This window comes from Nonomuraea sp. NPDC051941 (assembly GCF_044593615.1).
In genome coordinates this window covers 11,989-30,637 of sequence record NZ_JBIUCF010000093.1, presented here as the reverse complement: position 1 = coordinate 30,637, position 18,649 = coordinate 11,989, and the positions used below count along the sequence as shown (strand labels likewise).

Sequence of the window (18,649 nt, the reverse complement as noted above, 5' to 3'; positions counted from 1 at the left end):
GCGTGGGCGCGACCGTGGAGGAGGACATCGTGTTCTGGCTGGCCGAGGCCATGTCGGACCAGTTGGTGAAGAGGCCGAAGTTCATCGAACCCCACTTCGTCCCCGTGTCGTGCGTCGTGGCGTAGACGAGATGCCTGCCGTTGTAGGGGGCGACGGTGAAGTCCTTGAGCGAGACCCACCCCGACTTCGGGTTCGCCAGCGCGCCGGTCGATGTCCAGCGGTACGTCGACGGAAGATCGCACTGACCGGGGTTGCCGCCGCCGTCCACCCGGACGAGCTGCCACTGCTGGTTGTTGCCGCCCCAGTCGTCGTACTGGACGATGTTGGCGCCGTCGGCGGTGGAGGCGCCCTGGACCTCCAGGGCCTTGTTGCTGTGGCGCGAGATGAACCTCACATAGCCGTCCGAGCTGTCGGCCAGTCGCCACTGCTGGTTGGTGCCGTTGCCGTCGGCCCATTGCACGATCGCGCCGCCGTTGGCGGTGGAGAAGTTGTAGACGTCGAGCACCTTGCCGGAGTGGCGGGACTTGATGCGGTAGTAGCCGCCGCCGGAGTCGACGAACTGCCATTGCTGCTGGTTGCCGTTGTTGCGGGTCCACTGGGTGATGCGGCCGCCGTCGGCGGTCGAGAGGTTGTAGACGTCCAGGGCCTTGCCGCTGTTGCGGTTGACCAGGACGTACCAGGCGTTGGTGTCGACGGTGGCCGCGCTGGCGGACTGAGCCTGAAGGGCGACGAACAGGCTCGCCAGTAAGGTGACCACCGTCGCGAGAACGGATAGGGATCTGAATTTCATGATGTGCTCCGATTTATCCGACTTGGGCGAGTTGCCATTGCTGGTTGGTGCCTTCCCGTGTCGACGTGTGCGTCAGGGGGTGGTGAGGTCGAAGCGGCGTACGGTGACCGCGCCGCCGAGGGACTGCGTGGCGTAGTTGAAGATCCCGAAGCGGTAGCCCATGAAGAACTGCCAGGCGTTGTTCAGGGTGAAGGCCGGGCCGAGGCTGACGAAGTTGCTGCCGTCGGTGCTGTAGGAGAAGCGGGCCTGCCTGCCGGAGCCGGGCCTGATGTCGGCGTTGACCCGCAACCAGATCCGGCCGCCTGAGATGTTGGCGCCGGCCGCCTCGGTGCCGGTGCCGGTGGTCTGCCAGGAGCTGTTCATGGTCAGCCCGTTGGTCATCACGACCCGGTTGACGCCGTTGTCGCGTTTGACGCCGATCCAGGCCGACTGGTCGCGCAGCATCGCCAGCCCGGCGCGGTCGCCGTTGGCCAGCTGCGAGTAGTCGAGCTCGATCGTCGCCGTCGACGACGGGCCCTGGATGCGGTGGGTCAAAGTGTTCCGGGCGTTGTAGAGGTCGTTGGTGACCGTCGCGGTCTGCAGGCGCAGGCCGTTGCCGGTGGAGAAACGGCTGGTGTCAGGGTTGTGGTTCCACTCCCAGCGGTGGCCGAGGCTGCCCGAGGTGAAGGTGTCGGGGCCGATCATGGAGGCCACGGTCCGGCTGGTCTGGATGTCCGGCTTCGGGTAGTTGACGGCCCACCCGCCGTTGACGGTCTGGACGGTCGGCCAGTCGTCGGTCCAGGTGATCGGCGCGAGCGCCGGCACCCGGCCGCCGGGGTAGGCGTCGACGAACGACATGTAGTACCAGGCGCCGTTCTGGGTCTGGACGAGCCCGCCCTGGTGGGGCACGCCGCCGCCGGAGATGGGCCCGGGCATGTTGAGCAGGACCTGGCGCATCTCGTACGGGCCCCATGGCGACGTGGAGCGGAGCACGTACTGGCCGTTGGCGGGGCGGGTCAGCCAGATGTAGTAGTAGCCGTTGCGCTTGTAGAAGCGGGAGCCCTCCAGGGTGCCGACGTTGCTCGGGGTCTGGAACACCTGCTGGGAGCGCACCTGGCTGAGCCCGTCGGCCGAGAGCTGGGCCACGCTGATGGTGCTGTTGCCGTAGGCGACGTACATGGTGTCGTTGGTGTCGATCAGCAGGCCGGCGTCGTAGTAGCAGTTGTTGATCTGCGAGCGCTTGGTCCACGTGCCGTCGACGGCTGAGGCGGTGTAGACGTAGGTCCGGTTGAACTCGACGCAGCCGATCCAGTAGTAGGTGCTGTTGCTGGGCCGGTAGTTCAGGGTCGAGGCCCAGATGCCCTTCACGTACGCCCGGCCGCCGTTGAGGTCGTAGGCGGCGGAGTTGAAGTCGAGCCGCGGGACCGAATGTCCGGCGTACTCCCAGTCGACCAGGTTGTAGGAGCGCAGGATCGGCGCGCCCGGCGAGTAGTGCATCGTCGAGGCCGAGTAGTAGTAGGCGTCGCCGACCCGGATGATGTCGCCGTCGGCGAAGTCCTGCCAGACGACCGGGTTGGTGTAGTCGCCGCCCGGGTTCGGGTCGCTGCCGATCGGGACGAGTTGCCACTGCTGGTTGTCGCCGCCCCAGTCGTCGTACTGGACGATGCTGGCGTTGTCGGCGGTGGAGGCGTTCTGGACCTCCAGGGCCTTGGCGCTGTTGCGGTTGATCAGGCGTACGTAGCCGCCCGCCGAGTCGGCCAGGCGCCACTGCTGGTTGGTGCCGTTGTGGTCGGCCCACTGGACGATGGCGCCGCCGTTGGCGGTGGAGGAGTTGCTGACGTCCAGGACCTTGCCGCTGTTACGGGACTTGAGGCGGTAGTAGCCGCCGCCGGAGTCGACGAACTGCCATTGCTGCTGGTTCTGGTTGTTACGGGTCCACTGGGTGATCCGGCCGCCGTCGGCGGTGGATGCGTTGTAGACGTCCAGGGCCTTGCCGCTGTTGCGGTTGACCAGGACGTACCACGCGTTGGTGTCGACCGTGGCGGCCGACGCCGTGGGCGTGAGGAGCACGCCCACGAGAAGCAGAGACGAGAGCACCGCGAGCACGCGCCTCACAGGAACCTCCAGAGGTTGTTGTTCGAGCCGTTGTCGTCGGCGAGCACGACCTGCGCGCCCTGGGACGTCCCACCGAGCCCGAGGACCCGGCCGCCGTTGGCGCACTGGACGCGGAAGGCGGCACCCGACCCGTAGCGCAGCCGCCAGCGGTGGTCGTCGGTGCCGCTGTCGGCCCACTGCGTGACGCGCGAGCCGGAGGCGGTGCCGCTGTTCTCCACACCCAGCACCTTCTGGCTGTTGGAGTTGCGCAGCCGCAGGTAGCCGCCGGTGTCGACGATCGCCGTCCACAGATGGTCGGCGGTGCCGGTGTCGCCCCACTGGACGACGAGCGCGCCGTCGGCCGTGGACATGCCGGTGACGCCGAGCACCATCCCGGTGCCCACGTTCTGGATACGCCGCGCACCGTTCGGCACGAATCGCCACTGGTTGTCCGCGCCGCCGTTGTCGGAGTCCTGGACCACCGGGGCCCCGTTGGCGGTCGAGCCGTTCTGGATGCCGAGCAGCTTGGAGCTGTGGACATTACGGATCTTGACGGAGCCGTCGCCGACGTCGCTGATCGTCCAGCGGTGGTCGGCCGTGCCGGTGTCACCCCACTGGAGCACTCGGGCGTTGTCGGCGGTCGACATGTTCTCGACGCCGAGCACCTTGCCACTGTGCACGTTGCGGAACCGCAGGCCATCACCGTCGACGACCGGGACCCAGTCGTGGTCGGCGGTGCCGTTGTCGGTCCACTGGAGGGCCAGGCCGCCGTCGGCGGTGGACATGTTCTGGATGCCGAGGGCCAGCCCGCCGGCCGCGTTGAGCAGCCGGAAGCTCGCCGCCCCCGCACCGCCCTGACCACCGGTGTTCCAGTAGACGACGTAGTTGTGGTCATGGGCGTCGTAGAACGGCCCCAACTGCACCGACGCCCCGTTGGCCGTGGCCGTGAAGGCCAGGGACGAGGTGCTGGTCCGGGTGATCGATGAGGACGTCAGGGCCGGGGCCGACGAAAGGCTGGTGTTGCCGTAGTTGCCCGACAACACGACCGGTCCGTAGGTGACGGCTTGCATGCCGGGGTTGTCGTTGGCGGCCTTCGTGACCACCCGCATGGGCAGTCGCACGGTCACGGTGTCGCCCGACGTCCACGAGCGGGTGAGGTCGGCGTAGGTGCCTGGCGTGGTGGCGATGGTCTGCTGGACTCCGTTGACGCTGACCGTCGCGCCCTGGGTCCAGGCCGGGATGCGGATGCGCATCGCCCACGATCCGCTCACGTTGCCGGTGACCTGCAGCGACGTGGTGTCGTCGACCGGGTAGGAAGTCGTCTGGGTGACCGTGATGCCGCGTTGGCTCCAGTTGAGCGTGGAGGGCGCGAACAGGTTCACGAACAGCGTGGTGCCGTTGTGGAAGTAGATCGAGTCCATCAGCTTGGTGTTGGTCTCGATGCCGGTGCCCTGGCAGCACCAGAAGGAGTTGTAGTCCGTGCTCCAGGTGCCGCCGCCCCAGGCCGGGCCGACGCCCCGGCGTCCGCCCGGGTTGAGCGGGGTGAAGTAGGTGACGTGCCCGCGTGCGTCAGCCGGGTTCTGCTGCCCGACCAGGTGGTTGAGCAGGGCGTTCTCGTAGTAGTCGAAGTAGTCGGCCCGGGTCGGCGACAGCAGCCACAGCTCCCGGGTGAGCTTGAGCATGTTGTAGGTGTTGCACGCCTCGCCGGTGTCTCTGGTCAGGTGGGCGGCGATCGCGTTGGGGGCGCGGAAATGCTCGGCCTGGCTGTTGGAGCCGTTCGCGTACGTGTGCGCGCCGATGGTGATGGACCAGGCGTTGGCGGCGATGTCGCGGTAGCGGGTCGTGCCCGTGGCCTTGTACTCGCGGGCCGCCCCGATCCACTTGGGCACCTGCGTGTTGGCGTGCAACCCGTTGAGCTGGTCCTGGCCGGCGGCCAGCGGGTTGAACACGGCCGCGTGGTCGAACCGCTGGGCCGTGGTCAGCCAGCGGGAGTCGCCGGTCATCTGGTACACGTCCGTCAGCACGGCGTTCATGCCGCCGAACTCGGTGCCGAGCATGGCCTGCATCTGGCTCGAGCTAAGCCGCGACGTGCGGGTGTCCACCCACGCGGCCAGGCCCAGCAGCACGGTCCGGGCCTGGGTGTTGCCGATCAGCCGCCACACGTCCAGCAGCCCGGCCAGGGTCTTGTGGATGCAGTAGTACGGCACGTTGCCATTGGTCAGGGTGCGGTTCTCCACGGCCGTGATGTCCGACTCGGGAAAACCGGACAGGTAGCCGCTGGTGAATCCGGCAGCGCCGTTGTTGGCCTGGCATTTCGCCAGTTCCGCCACCATGTAGTTGGCCTTGTCCCGGCAGGTGGTGTCGCCGAGCACCGCGTAGGCCTGTGCCCACGCCGTCAGGAAATGGCCCTGCATGTGGGACCGGAACGGGAAGCTGGGGGCGTCCCAGCCGCCGTTGGCCGCCGCGCCGTTGGTGGACAGGCGATGGTTGGCCCGGAAGACGTACAGCAGCCGGTCGACATCGACGAAACGCAGGTAGTTCAGAGTGCGGTTCTGGTTGTCCAGCCACCGGCCGGTGGTCAGCCGGACCTGGCCGAGGTCGAACTCGTAGGCCGAGACGCCGATGTCGGATCTGGCCCAGGGGAGTGCGGCCAGAGCGGAGGACGTGCCGATTACCTGGCCGGCGGCCGAGAACGCGACGGTCGCGCCCGCGGCCTGTAAGAGCCGGCGACGGCTCAAGGACATGGGGGCTCCTTGGAGGTGGGGGGCGGTGACCGGCGTCCGCCGGTCACGTGTTCACCAGGTCAGGCCCTCGAAGGCAGTTCTTGGGCGATGTGTTAGCGCTAACACATCGCCGGTGAGCGAACCGTAGCCGTCATGGCTCCTGTGTCGTCATGGGGGGACATCCAGGCCTCCGTTACTGAATCGCAGAGGGCAACCTGTTAGCGCTAACAGTCGTTCCTTGGCCTACTCCGTTGAGCGCGTTGTCGCGGAGTACATCCGACGGTCAGGCCCGCCGTCAACGAGGGGCGCCCTCGCCGACCTGGGCGTTGCCGTCGGAATGCCTTCCCGCCTGGAGTTTTGCCTCCAGGAAGATCACGCCGCACTGCTCGTGCATGTGAAAGTTTCACAGAAGTTACGCATTGGCAATAGGTAACTTGCGACAGATCGCGAATTAAGTTGCTGACCTGGAGTCGAGGCGCGGATGATCGCCTTGGCCTGGCGCTGCGCTCAGGTCGCCGCTCATCGGCAACATGCTGCCGGCCTATGGCTGCGCTGTCGGCGCGGCCGGCACCCTAATTGATCTTAGTTAGGTTTCGTCCCTGGGCGGTTCGCGAACACCGGGAACCCGCAGTTCTCGGTGCTGCCCGCGGCGATGGCGGTGCCGAAGTAACGGCCGCTCTGCGCGGCTGCCGCGCCGGGCATGGCTCCGCACCACAAGGGCGTTGTTACAGCGCCCCCTGTCGCGCACCACCGATCTGACAGGGAAATCGCCTCGGGAACTCAGTGTGGGAATCGCACCGAAACTTGTCAATGAAACGGTGAAAATTTTCGGCGACGCCGTCCGACACTTATGCCCCCTTGTAGTGGTACTACGGTCGATCAGGTGGACCTGAAAGTTTCGGCCTGACCGGCCGTGCGAGACCTCAGATGAAAGTTTCATGGCGACGCACGCGTCGATCGACTGCGGCCTTGTCCGGGAAACGCCAGGTGAGCGCGCTCGACCTCCGTCTCCTTTGATCCGCTGCCGACCGGAGGCTCTTGACATTACCTTTCTGTCTCGTATTTGCTCCGTGACGCCACCACCTCCCACCGGCCCTCCGAGGAGGAGTTCGACGAGCAAGCTGCTTGTTAGCGCTAACAACTGGCATTGGCCGAGCGGGCGCTGACGACCGCAGCCGAGAGAGATCCGTGCAGGCACCACACACCAGGCCGCCGGACGCTCCGTGGCCGCTCCCCGTCCCGTATCGGCGCAGTCGGCTCGCGAGCGTCGGCGACTCGGAGGTAGGGGCCGTCCGACGTGTCTCCGCCAAGACGGCAGCCCCATAGTTGAAGAGAAGGGCAGCGAATGAAACCGCGTCCTAAGGCGTACGCCACCATCGGAGCCGGCGTAGCGGCTCTGATCGCTGTCGTGGCCGCCGCACTGTCCATGTTCCTCACCGTTGCGCCGCGAGCGTCGGCGGCGGCCCTGACCGAAGTGACGAACTTCGGAGCCAACCCCGGTGGCCTGCGGATGTACCTCTACGTCCCCGACAGAGTGGCCTCCCGGCCCGGCGTGCTGGTGGCGATGCACGGCTGCAACGGCTGGGCCCCGGGCTTCCACCAGGGCACCGAGTTCGCCTCACTCGCCGACCGGTACGGTTTCATCGTCATCTACCCGCAGGCGAACAAGAGCGCCAACGGCATGTCGAACTGCTTCGACGTGTGGTCGAACGAGGCCCTGCGCCACGGTGGCGGCAGCGATCCGGTGTCGATCGTCTCCATGACGGCCTACGTGCTGCAGCGCTACAACGGTGACCCGGAGCGAGTGTTCGCCACCGGCTTCTCCTCCGGCGCGATGGAGACCAACAACCTGCTCGCTACGTATCCGGACGTGTTCAAGGCCGGCGCGCCGTTCTCCGGAGTTCCTTACGGCTGCCTCGGGCCCGCCGGATGCGGGGACAAGACGCCGCAGCAGTGGGGGGACCTGGTCAGGAACGCCTACCCCGGCTACACCGGGCCCCGGCCGCGCGTGATGGCCTGGCACGGCACCGCCGACTCCGTGCTGCCGTACACGATGCTGCAGGAAGAGGTCGACCAGTGGACCAACGTGCACGGACTGACCCAGACTCCGGCCTCCACTGACAGCCCGCAATCCGGATGGACTCGGCGAGTCTTCGGCTCCGGGCAGGTCGAGGCGTACACCATCACCGGCGCCGGCCACGATCTGCCGCACGCCGGGATGGCCGTCTACGCCATCCGCTTCTTCGGGCTGGACGGCGGCTCGTCCACTCCGACGTCGACTCCCACCGTGCCCGGCGACGGCATCGGGCCGATCAGGGGAGTGGGTTCCGGACGTTGCCTGGACGTTCCGAACGCTGCCACCGCGGATGGCACCGCAGTGCAGTTGTGGGACTGCAACGGGCGCAACAATCAGCAATGGACCGCCACTTCGGCCGGCGAGATCAGGGTCTATGGCAACAAGTGCCTCGACGCGGCCGGGACCGGCAACGGTGCCAGGATCCAGATCTACTCCTGCTGGGGCGGAGACAACCAGAAGTGGCGCGTGAACTCCGACGGTTCCATCACCGGCGTGCAGTCCGGGCTGTGCCTGGACGCCGTGGGGCAGGGCACCGCGAACGGCACCCGGCTCCAGCTCTACACCTGCCACGGCGGCGCAAACCAGCGCTGGACCCGTACCTGACGCACCGCGGTCCGCAATCCGGAAGGTGATCATGAAACTTCGGTTCGAAGTCCTACCCGGGCGCGGCGCGCTTGTGATCATGGCGTTGCTCTGCCTCGTGACGATGATCCCTGGCACGGCCAGGGCGGACAACCCGATCGTCCAGACCATCTACACTGCCGACCCCGCTCCGCTGGTGCACAACGGCCGGGTGTATCTCTATACGGGACACGACGAGGACGGCTCGACGTACTTCACCATGAAGGAGTGGCGGGTCTGGTCGTCCGCGGACATGGTGAACTGGACCGACCACGGCTCGCCGATGAGCGTCGCCACCTTCAGCTGGGCGAGCGCGGACGCGTGGGCCGGCCAGGCCGTCTACAGAAACGGCAAGTTCTACTGGTACGTACCGGTGAAAGACCGGGCGAGCGGTCAGATGGCCATCGGCGTCGGGGTCTCGAACAGCCCCACCGGGCCTTTCACCGACGCCATCGGGCGCCCGCTGGTCAGGAACGGTGAGATCGACCCCACCGTCTTCATCGATGACAACGGGCAGGCCTATCTGTATTGGGGCAATCCCAACCTGTGGTACGTCAGGCTCAACCCGGACATGATCTCGTACTCGGGCAGCCCCACACAGATCCCCCTCACCACCGCGGGCTTCGGCACCCGCACCGGCAACACGAGCCGACCGACCCTGTACGAAGAGGGACCCTGGGTCTACAAGCGCAACGGCCTGTACTACAACGTCTTCGCGGCGAAATGCTGCTCAGAGTTCATCGGTTACTCGACGGCCCCCGGCCCCACCGGGCCCTGGACCTACCGCGGGACGGTCATGCCCACGCAGGGCAGCAGCTTCACCAACCACCCCGGAATCATCGACTTCAACGGCGGGTCGTACTTCTTCTACCACAACGGCGCCCTGCCGGGCGGCGGCGGCTTCACCCGCTCGGTCGCCGTGGAGAAATTCACCTACAACGCCGACGGCACCATCCCCACGATCAACATGACCACGACCGGAGCACCCCAGGTGGGCACGCTGAACCCCTACGTCCGCCAGGAGGCCGAGACGATCGCCGGGGAGTCAGGCGTGGAGACCGAGCGCTCCAGCGAGGGCGGCATGAACGTCGGCTGGATCGAGAACGGCGACCACATCAAGGTCAAGGGCGTCGCCTTCGGCTCCGGCGCGACGTCCTTCACCGCGCGGGTGGCCTCCGCGACCAGCGGCGGCCGGATCGAGCTCCACCTCGACGGTGTCAACGGCACGCTGGTGGGAACCTGCACCGTGCCGGGAACCGGCGGCTGGCAGACGTGGACGACCGTCACCTGCCCGGTGAACGGCGCGACGGGCACCCATGACCTGTACTTCAAGTACACCGGCGGGAGCGGCAATCTCTTCAACGTCAACTGGTGGCAGTTCGCCGGCGGCACTGCTGCCGGCGGGAACCTGCTGACCAACGGCGACATGGAGAGCGGCACGACGGGCCGGGGCGCGTCCGGCGGAGCCCCGTCGTCTGTCACCGGTGGAGGAGGTGCGGCGCAAGGTCCGGCACCCGCCAGGACCTCAATCCCACGGTGACCGGCCGCGGTCGTCGAACTCCCCGAAGCCGAACGCCCCTCGGCCATGTCTCGTCCACCTTCATCCGTGACACCTACACCGGCGTCTACCCAGAGGTGGCCCGCGCCGCCGCGGAATCCACCGCCGCCCTCGTCAACACCGCAGCCGCAGGCGCCCAGACCTCCCGGCTGATCACTCTGTCGACCCACGCCGGCGACGCCACAACCTGAACCACCGAACCCGGCAGGCCCGTCGTTTCTTCGGCGGGCCTGCGTCTTTGTCCTCAGCGCTGTCGTGCAGGTGATGCAGCCAACCGCTCCCTAGCCCGTGCTGTAAACAGAGCCGAAAGGATCCCCGCGAGAAGCAGCGGATCCTTTGCTGCTCATCACCGGGATCTGAGTTGACGATGGCCGCCTGAACGATCTACCGCGATACACGGTCCGTACACAAGAGCAACCGCCGAGCAACCATGCGTTCTTGACCATCGGCGCTATGTGCCATTTGTCCCCCATCTCGGCGCGGCTGTCTGGGGCCAGGCTTGCGTGGTGAACTCGAACTTTACGGCGGATCGAACGTGTGCGAGCAACCACCGAGCAGCCATCGCCTGGTCATCTGCGTCCACAGGCAGGATGGCTCGCAACGGACCTCGGATGCGATGCATGGTCTGCCTGACGTGCATGGACGTGACTTTCGGCAGGCGCAGGGCGCCGCGGCCTTCACGTTCGCCCACGACAAGATCGTGAAGATCGAACGCATCTCCGCCCGGGACCGCCTCCGCCGCGTCGAAGCGGAAGGCATGGCCGGTCGATGAACCGGTCGATGAACCGGCCGCTTGACATGCCGGTGACGGAGTGGATCAATGGCGGACTTGTGCGCATCATTGCCGGAACGTTAGTCCTCGCCACCATGATCGCCGGGTGCTCGGGCGAGCCCGTGGACACGACCCAGCACGTCGCAGTCGCGCCCCCTTCATCCACGACCGCGACCCCCTCGCCACGGGCGACCCCTTCGCCACGGGCGACCCCCTCGCCACGGGCGACGCCGAGCCGGACGCCGTTGACCAACGATCAGGCGGCCCGGCGTTATCTGGGCATCGTGCGCCCGTACAACATCGCCCTCGAACGACTCGAACAGGCGATCAACGGCGGCCAGTCCGTCTCGGTGCTACGCCGCCGGGCGGCGCAGGTCGCCACCACGAACCAGACACAGATCCGGCAGTTGACCGATACCGCCTGGCCCAGGGCACTGCGCGGTCCCATGGGCCGGCTCAAGGCCGAATCGCTGAAGGCGCAACGCCACTGGCTCGGGGCCGCCCGTGCCCGTACCGCCGACGCACTCGTCCAAGAGGTGCTGAACGCCATCCGTTACGACGGAAAACCAGCGGTGGGAAAGATTCGCACCCTGCTGCACCTGGAGCAGTACGACGAGGACGACTATTCATAGGCCGGGCGCCCCGGTAGACCACCTCGGCGGGGCGGCACTCCAGCCGTGGATGGCGCCCGCCGCCTCATCACGCCGGCTCGGGCACGCGGGTACGCCGCCTGCTGATCAGGCGTACCACCATGACGATCCAGGCCACTGCCGCGATCGCGCCCGCCGCGACGAGACCCGTCGTGAGCAGCCAGGTGTACCCGCCCGTCGTGGAGAACACGCCATTACGGGCACCCGTGTCACGCGCGGGCACGGCCTTACCCTCCGCCATTCCGTCGGGCTCGTCATAAAGAATGACGTCGGCCCGCTTGGCGCCGCCCTCCGTGGCGGTGAAGTCGCCGTACCAGGAGCAAGAACGCCGGCCGCAATCCTCGTGGACCGGGGTGAAAGTACCGAGCGTGCCGTTCCCGGCGTTGGCCTGCCATGCGGGAACCACATCGGCCGCACTGAAGACCAGCCCGATAATGGCGATGGCGGGGAGCCCGATCCAGACGAAGATCTTCGTCCGCCAGCTACTGATCGTTTCTAAGCCAACCATGGCCGGTGACCTTAGCACGGACGACCGACCACCGCAGGCGCAGTAGATTCACGAATTCCCGAGGGAGGGGGGTGATGCGATCCATTTACCCCCTCGCCCCTTGGCCTACGAGCTAATTCAGAGCAAATAGCGGAACGCTGGTGCCGGATGTGTGCGTGAAGTTCCAATTTGTGCGCACATCTAGCATATTTGGTGTTATGTGTGAGATTCCGGAAAAGGAGCTTATTTGTTCGAGCTGATGATGCCAGTCGGGGAACTCGATGTACGCTCGCGAAGTCCGCTTTTCGTCGCAGGGCGGATATGGGTGGCGATCGACGGAGTTGATTTTCCGAGTGCCGGCTGGACTGATTCACCGATCTCGGTGCTCGGCTCCCTAGGAGTCGCCATTCACGCTGTTCACCGAGGCGAAGCGGGTGAAGCAGGTGAAGTTTATTTACTTGGCGGGCCGTACTATTTGAAGCTCATTCCGAAAAATAGCCTTGACTCCACGTCATCGAAAATCGACGTGGTGGCCGTATGTGTTACTCGAGATGTCATGGAATCTCAGCTCGACGAACTTGTGGAGGCGGGCATTCTGGCGCGGGTTCACACGAGTTCCAGTTCACCATGGTATAGGTTGTCCTGAATTGCCTTGCAAGAAGGACCTTGTCGTGGAAGGTCAACCGCAAAACAGCGGTGTCGGCACAGTTTGCTCGATGGTCGCATGGCAAGGAACGCACTGGCGTACCTGCTGGTTGAAGGCGGCGAAGATGCGGCCGCCGCCGAGCGTGACGGGGTCAGGGGCGAAGCGTTCTCGGCTGGTAGGACCCGCGCGGGCTCGACCAGGTCGGGTGACCAAGGGTAGCCCTTGAGGTGTACATGACAAACGCGACCCCTGGTACACCGTGGACATGCCCACGAAACATGATCCAACCGGCCCGGGCTGGCCGCTCGCCGCCCTCACCCCTTCGCGCAACCGGACGAAGGGCTCTGCGCTGGTAGTGATTCGAGTTATTGAGCCCCACAGCATCCGGCCCGACATGATTGTGATCTTGGAAGGACGGCTGATCACGGAAAGTGGGCCAGACCCAAAGGCAACCCGCATCCTGCCGGAAGATCGGCAACGGCGTGGGGCGGTCCCCACAGTTCAGGAGCACCCTACGGGCTTCGGCAGGGACGACGGCAGCTTGAACCCCGACTTGCCGAACCACCTGTGCAGCAGCCGCGTGGCCGTGCCGTCGTGCCACATCGCGGCGATCGCCTGGTTGACGGCCTCGCAGGTGGCGGTGTCGCCCTTCTTGATCCCGACTCCCCAGTCCTCGGTGCTGACGGGGTCGTTCAGCAGCCTGAAACGGCCCGGCTCCTGCTCGGCGAACCCCGCCAGAATCAGGTCCAGGGTGCTGATCGCGTCGAGCCGGCCGTCGGCCAGCTTGCGTACGCAGTCGGAGTAGTTGGCCGCGGGCACCAGTTGCATGGGGAGGTTCAGATTGCCGTTGGGCGGGGGGTCGACGATCCGGCGGTAGGAGTTCGAGCCCTCCGCCAGGCAGAGCCGCTTGCCCCGCAGGTCGGTCGCCTTCTTGATGCTGGTGTCGCTCGCGCGGACCATCGTGTCCTGCGGGGTGGCGATATAGGGCCCGCCGAATGTCACCATGGGCCGGCGCGAAGGGGTGATGCTGTAGGTGGCGACGATGAGGTCCACGCTGCCGTTCTGGAGCAGGGCCTCGCGGGCGGACGAGGCTGACTCCCGCCACGTGATCTGCACCTGCCGGCCCTTGGCGATGTGGTCGACGATGTACTTGGCCACGTCCGCGTCGAAGCCCTCGGGAGGGCCCTCCCCGGTCTTCAGGCCCAGGCTCGGCTGGTCCCACTTGGTGCCGACGACGACCCGGCCGGCGTTCCTGATCTTGCCCACGACGGTTGTGTACGAGCCCGCGCCGCCGCACGCGGCGACCAACGTCGCCACCGTCAATCCCGCGAGCGCCACCCCACGCATGGACACAGTCTGGGGGCTGGGCAAACGATACGGATCGGCCTTGGGCGGTTTCAACAGAGAAATGGGGCCTTCTTGGAGATTTGCGGACGTACGGGCACCGCAGTACCCGTACGTCCGGTCACTCCACGGGACGGTCGGGGGCCAGCCCGGCGCCCTCAGTGGGCGCGCGAGTTGATGCCCCTTTCGTCCTTTGCCTTGGGGACGGTGGGCTGGTCAGGGCGTTATCAGCTGGGCTGAGGGCGTGGCTGAGCGGACAATCCTGGCTCGGTCTCGACGAGAATGCCCTGGCTGATCAGGCGCTTGAGCTTGTCGGTTCGCAGCACGTTGACGCTCATGCTCTCATCGCCTTCATCGGTCCCAGCAGCCGCGGGACATCGATCTCGTTCTCTTCGCCAGCGCCGTCACGACACCGCGCAGCAGGGCTGGGGACGGGTTGGTGCCGAGGAAGTCGCGCGTGACCGGCGGGCCCCACTGCGCCAGCCCCGAGGCCGACATGGGCGCCCAGCCGGGCTCCGCCGTGCAGTCGAGCAGGTCCCCGTCAGCGAAGTGCTCCACCATCAACCGGTCGGGGTCGCGCCAGTGGTCGAAGATCTGGCTGCCCTGAATATGCCTGCCGATCCCCCACACCCGCGGGGCACCACGTGGAGGCGGAAGTGGAAGACGCTCGCCAGACCGTGGCCCCTCAGAGGTTCACGCCAGGAGCCCCGAGCGCGCCGGCCCTCGCTGTGGCGATAATTGAGGCGCCATCTCCGACCTCCGTTGGACCTGCGTCAACGCGGCGGAACGCGCGGAAGCTCCGCCATGGTGGCGAGTGAGCTCACAGACGGCCGTGAGATCACGGGTTGGACGCCCGATGGCACGCCTGTGACGCGCGCCCCGTTCCGGAAACGATCATCCGGTGTCCGGATCGCGCCGCAGGCCGTTCGCCTACCGGATAGTCCTGCATCGCAGCGCTCCGTACGATCCACCGCAGGAATCAGCAACATCACTCAATCCTTGGTGGCTCGTAGATGGGAGAAGGAATGAGGTTCCGGCGAACCATCATGATTCTCACGGTGGCACTACCGGCTCAGCATGCTGATCGGCGACCGGCCCGCGATCTCCATTTCGAGGCACCTGCCGATCAGCTGATTTCGTTACTGCAGAAAGCACGCGGGTTACGCAAACTCCGCACCGTGAGAACGTCCGGCGGCATCCCGGGGGAGCAGACGAGCCCTCTGCCACCGTTGACCGGGCCGGAGGCCGGGCACGGCCACTCCCCGTCCCGGCTCCTGGAGCTTCCCTCCCTGCAGATGCTGGTGAGCCAAATTCGCTTGGTCAGGCCGGAGTTCACGTTGACTGCGGCCAATGCGGAGGCGGTCGCGGAAATCTGCCGGCGGCTGGGCGGCGTGCCCGCGGCCGTCGAGATGGCGGCCCTAGTGGTTGTTGGTCTGCGAGCCGCAGGACCTTCTCGAGCAGGTACGCGCCGATCTGTTCATCGTGGTCGGGTAGCCCACACCCGACGGCGGCCTGCCCAGCCTGGGCCTAGTCCTGCACGAGGTCATCGGCTCATTGTCAGGGGCGGAGAGGACGCTCATGGAGCGCGTGCCCACCGTGCGGGCAAGCATCTAGATCATAGAGGCGGCCGAACTGGCGGGCATCCCCATCGCGACCTGCTGGGCTCTGGCCAGGCGACTGCTCGTCCACGGCGTGCTGAGGCATGAGGGCGGGAGTCGACGCGGTTCCGCGTTCTCAACCTGTTCCGGCACCTGCCTGGTCACGGCCTGACCGCGCGCCGGTCCGCCACCGCAATATGACCCACTGGCCATTCCTACCCCACGCGGGCGAGCACCCTTGCATCATCTCGGAAAGGATCTCCCTGTGAGCACACTCGACGGAAAGGTCGCGCTGGTCAGCGGGGCCGGGCGCGGAATCGGCCGGGCCATCGCGCTCAAGCTCGCCGACCAGAGCGCGCGCCTCGGGGTCAACGGCCTGGACCCAGAACGGGCCGAGGAGACGACGCGGCTGATCGAGTCTGCGGGCGGCGACGCGGTCGCTGTCATCGGCAGCGTGACCGACAACGGTTTCACCGAGCGCTTCGTGCAGGCGGCCGTCGACTCGTATGACGGGGTGGACATCGTGGTCAACAACGCGGGCCATACCTGGGACAGCGTGATCCAGAAGTTGACCGACGAGCAGTGGGACCTGATTCTGGACGTCCACCTGAGGTCGCCTTTCCGCATCCTGCGAGCCGTACGGCCGGTCATGAGCGCCCGCGCCAAGCACGAGCGCGCCCGCGGCGTCCGAGTCCACCGGAAGAACGTAAACGTCTCCTCCGGCACCGGCGTCGGAGGGAACGCCGGGCAGGTCAACTACGCCGCGGCCAAGGCCGGCCGCGGCAACCGCATCGACTGCTCGCGCAGCCGAGGTCAGACCACCACCCGCGCAGCCGCCGCTCGGTCCTGCTGGTCTCCTCCAGTACCGCATCGACCAACTCGAACGGGACGTACTGTGTTATTCCCCAGATGGTCGGCGCGAATACACCCTCGGCGACCTGGATGGTGCTGGTGACCGTGGTGAAGGCTGTCGCCAAGCCTGGGGCAAGGCCCCTGGAACTCGGCGAACTCTTGAGAGCCCATCGGGAGCAGCTCGGACTGAGTCAGCAGCATCTGGCAGATCTCTCCACAGTAAGCATTCGCACTATTCGCAATATCGAATCCGGGTCCATTAGAAAGCCGCGGCGGCAGACCCTCAGCATGCTCGCCGATACGCTCAAGCTGGACAAGATCTCGTGTGCCCTGCTGAACGACGCGGCAGAATGTGCCAAGCCCACCGTCGGCTTTGATCTCCGCCCGCCGTATCCGTTCAGCTCGTTCGTCGGTCGCCTCGATGACAGAGACACCATCACCCGCACCTTGACGGCCGGAGACAGCCGCCTGGCCGTGATCAGTGGCCTTGGTGGCGTGGGAAAAAGCCGGCTGGCCATGGAGGTCACGCTGCGCCTGCGCGAGCAGAACGGCTGGCCCGTCCTCTGGGTCCCTCTGGGCGAGAGCACGGACGCGGGCCCCATCATGTCGGCCGCCACAGCTATCTCCCTGGACGCGATCCGGGGTGACGCCGGATCATGCGCCAAACTCGCTCAGCTGATCGGCGGCAACGACGCGTTGATCGTTCTGGACGGGCTGCAGGGCGGCGACTCCGCAGAGGCCTTCGCCTTCGGTCTCCTCCGCGCCTGTCCTCGGCTGCGGCTGCTGGCCACGACGGCCGCTCCATGGCGGGCCAGGGGGGCGCTGTCGCTTCGGCTTGCAGCGCTCGCCGTCCCATCGAGGGACATCTGGGACGCTCCCGCCCAGCTCGGGGAGACCGAGTCCGTCCGGCTGTTCCTCGAGCGCATGTACCAGGGACAAACCGGCCCCAGTGTCCCCATGGCGGACCTGGAGGGCGTGGCCGAGCTGTGCTGCCTTCTGGACGGCATCCCGCTGGCTCTGGAACTCGCAGCTGCCCGCTGCGCGGAGCTCAGCCCGGAATTGCTGCTCCACGACATGATTACGGCCACGGATGGTACGTCGGACCAGACGGTGCCCTGCGAGTTCGATCCTGTCTGGGAGGTGATCGGGAACAGCTGCGATCTCCTCACCGGCTCTCAGCGCGAACACGCACGTCGGCTGGCGCGGAGCGGCTCGCGATGGTCCGTCGAGAACATCGCGGTCGAGCTGGAGCTCTCCGTCTCCGCCGCCATCGACCTGATCGACGCGATGGCCGCGATCGGCACCATACGCATGGAGAATCGCGCCTCCTCGCCGGAGATCGTCCTGCTGAACCTGGTGCGTCGCGTCCTGCTGGCCCCCGTACCGTGAAAGGGGACAGCGAGAGCCTCATGGAACCATCCCCGGACGCCACGGATGTCGTAGTCCTCGACGATGTTGTCGAAGCGGCCGAACGGCTGGAGCCGCACCTCCCCCGTACCCCGGTGCACCGGCTGAGGACAGACGGTGATGGCCAGGTCTGGATCAAGGCGGAACAAGGGCAACCTACGGGCTCCTTCAAGATCCGCGGAGCTCTCTTCGCGATGTTGAAGCTCTCCGACGCGCGGGCGCTGCCTGGAGTGGTTGCCACATCCTCAGGCAACCATGGACGTGCGGTGGCTCACTCTGCCGCGCTCCTGGGCGTTGCGGCGGTCGTCGTGGTCCCGCACAGCGCGCCGCAGGTGAAGGTCGACGCGCTCAGAGCGCTCGAGGCGGAATTGGTCATCACCGACCCTGCATCCCTGGACGCCGTCGCCGCGGACATTCGCGATCGCCGCGGCCTCGCACTGATCGGCTGCGACATGCCCGACGTCATCGCCGGTCAGGGCACCGTGGGTCTGGAACTGGCCGAGCAGTGCCGGGAACTGAGCACCGTCTACCTGCCCACGGGTACGGGCAGCCTCTTGGCGGGCACGGCGGTCGCGCTCAAAGGGCTTGGGAGGGCGATCAGAGTCGTCGGTGTCGAGCCGGAACTGGCGGCGGACGCCTGCGAGAGTTACCGGCGGGGGGAGCTGACCGCCTGGCCTGTCGCCGACACCTACAGGACCGTCGCGGACGGGTTGCGGGTGCCCAGCCTGGGGCACTACGCCTGGCCACTGGTACGGAGGCATGCCGATGCCATGGAGACGGTCTCGGAAGCCGAGATCGTTCAAGCCGCGCGTACTCTCGCCGAGTCCGGCCGCATCCTCGCCGAGCCCAGCGGCGCCGTCGCCTGTGCGGCCCTGCTCCGCCGACGAAGCCGGGATCGAGCTCCTGCCGCGGCCGTGATGTCGGGGGGAAATGCCCGCCCAGACTGGCATCGTTCCCTGCTCGATTCGCGATAGGGCGGAAATTCCGCATCTTGCCGAAGTAATTGCCGGTTCGCCGGCGGGATGGGTCGTACGATCGGGCTATAAGGCCA

The 18,649-nt window shown here is 66.6% G+C and carries 14 protein-coding genes; 8 read left to right on the top strand and 6 right to left on the bottom strand.

Annotated features, from left to right (window positions below):
- The 3 genes from ACIHFD_RS65430 to ACIHFD_RS65420 all read right to left on the bottom strand — a co-directional run.
- On the bottom strand, positions 1-790 hold a 790-nt coding region (locus ACIHFD_RS65430; RefSeq protein ID WP_397375546.1), incomplete at its 3' end, for a non-reducing end alpha-L-arabinofuranosidase family hydrolase.
- A gap of 72 nt (positions 791-862) precedes the next feature.
- Complete coding sequence (locus tag ACIHFD_RS65425) at positions 863-2,884, bottom strand: family 43 glycosylhydrolase (RefSeq protein WP_397375545.1); 2,022 nt, start codon at positions 2,882-2,884, stop codon at positions 863-865.
- Positions 2,881-5,607 (bottom strand): beta-L-arabinofuranosidase domain-containing protein, encoded by a 2,727-nt coding sequence (locus tag ACIHFD_RS65420; RefSeq protein WP_397375544.1) that lies wholly within the window; start codon positions 5,605-5,607, stop codon positions 2,881-2,883. Before ACIHFD_RS65420 ends, ACIHFD_RS65425 begins: the two co-directional genes overlap by 4 nt.
- A gap of 1,324 nt (positions 5,608-6,931) precedes the next feature.
- Here ACIHFD_RS65420 and ACIHFD_RS65415 point away from each other — a divergent pair.
- The 4 genes from ACIHFD_RS65415 to ACIHFD_RS65400 all read left to right on the top strand — a co-directional run bounded on the left by ACIHFD_RS65415 (position 6,932) and on the right by ACIHFD_RS65400 (position 11,246).
- Positions 6,932-8,266, top strand: a complete 1,335-nt coding sequence (locus tag ACIHFD_RS65415) for a PHB depolymerase family esterase (protein WP_397375543.1) — start codon at positions 6,932-6,934, stop codon at positions 8,264-8,266.
- 31 nt (positions 8,267-8,297) lie between these two features.
- A complete protein-coding gene (locus ACIHFD_RS65410) occupies positions 8,298-9,824 on the top strand; it encodes a glycoside hydrolase family 43 protein (RefSeq protein ID WP_397375542.1) in 1,527 nt (508 codons plus the stop codon).
- Positions 9,825-10,341: 517 nt separating this feature from the next.
- Positions 10,342-10,614 (top strand): hypothetical protein, encoded by a 273-nt coding sequence (locus tag ACIHFD_RS65405; RefSeq protein ID WP_397375541.1) that lies wholly within the window; start codon positions 10,342-10,344, stop codon positions 10,612-10,614.
- A 245-nt stretch (positions 10,615-10,859) separates the two neighbouring features.
- On the top strand, positions 10,860-11,246 hold the full coding sequence (locus ACIHFD_RS65400) for a hypothetical protein (protein ID WP_397375540.1): 387 nt from the start codon (positions 10,860-10,862) through the stop codon (positions 11,244-11,246).
- Between the two features lie 67 nt (positions 11,247-11,313).
- On the opposite strand, the gene ACIHFD_RS65395 is transcribed toward ACIHFD_RS65400, so the two are convergent.
- On the bottom strand, positions 11,314-11,772 hold the full coding sequence (locus tag ACIHFD_RS65395; protein ID WP_397375539.1) for a hypothetical protein: 459 nt from the start codon (positions 11,770-11,772) through the stop codon (positions 11,314-11,316).
- A gap of 226 nt (positions 11,773-11,998) precedes the next feature.
- On the opposite strand from ACIHFD_RS65395, the gene ACIHFD_RS65390 reads away from it, so the two are divergent.
- On the top strand, positions 11,999-12,397 hold the full coding sequence (locus ACIHFD_RS65390) for a hypothetical protein (RefSeq protein ID WP_397375538.1): 399 nt from the start codon (positions 11,999-12,001) through the stop codon (positions 12,395-12,397).
- 501 nt (positions 12,398-12,898) lie between these two features.
- On the opposite strand, the gene ACIHFD_RS65385 is transcribed toward ACIHFD_RS65390, so the two are convergent.
- Both ACIHFD_RS65385 and ACIHFD_RS65380 read right to left on the bottom strand, forming a co-directional pair.
- Positions 12,899-13,744: a glutamate ABC transporter substrate-binding protein gene (locus ACIHFD_RS65385; protein WP_397375537.1), complete on the bottom strand. Its 846-nt coding sequence runs from the start codon at positions 13,742-13,744 to the stop codon at positions 12,899-12,901.
- A 348-nt stretch (positions 13,745-14,092) separates the two neighbouring features.
- Positions 14,093-14,371: a hypothetical protein gene (locus ACIHFD_RS65380; protein WP_397375536.1), complete on the bottom strand. Its 279-nt coding sequence runs from the start codon at positions 14,369-14,371 to the stop codon at positions 14,093-14,095.
- 1,233 nt (positions 14,372-15,604) lie between these two features.
- On the opposite strand from ACIHFD_RS65380, the gene ACIHFD_RS65375 reads away from it, so the two are divergent.
- From ACIHFD_RS65375 to ACIHFD_RS65365, 3 genes are read left to right on the top strand one after another with little or no spacing between them, the layout of a single operon-like run.
- Positions 15,605-16,294 carry an SDR family NAD(P)-dependent oxidoreductase gene (locus ACIHFD_RS65375; protein ID WP_397375535.1) on the top strand — a complete coding sequence of 230 codons (690 nt, stop codon included), beginning with the start codon at positions 15,605-15,607 and terminating at the stop codon, positions 16,292-16,294.
- Positions 16,249-17,580: a helix-turn-helix domain-containing protein gene (locus ACIHFD_RS65370; protein ID WP_397375534.1), complete on the top strand. Its 1,332-nt coding sequence runs from the start codon at positions 16,249-16,251 to the stop codon at positions 17,578-17,580. Before ACIHFD_RS65375 ends, ACIHFD_RS65370 begins: the two co-directional genes overlap by 46 nt.
- Positions 17,581-17,600: 20 nt before the next feature.
- Entirely contained in the window at positions 17,601-18,572 is a 972-nt protein-coding gene (locus tag ACIHFD_RS65365) for a threonine/serine dehydratase (RefSeq protein ID WP_397375533.1), read from the top strand.
- The last annotated feature ends 77 nt before the right edge of the window (positions 18,573-18,649 follow it).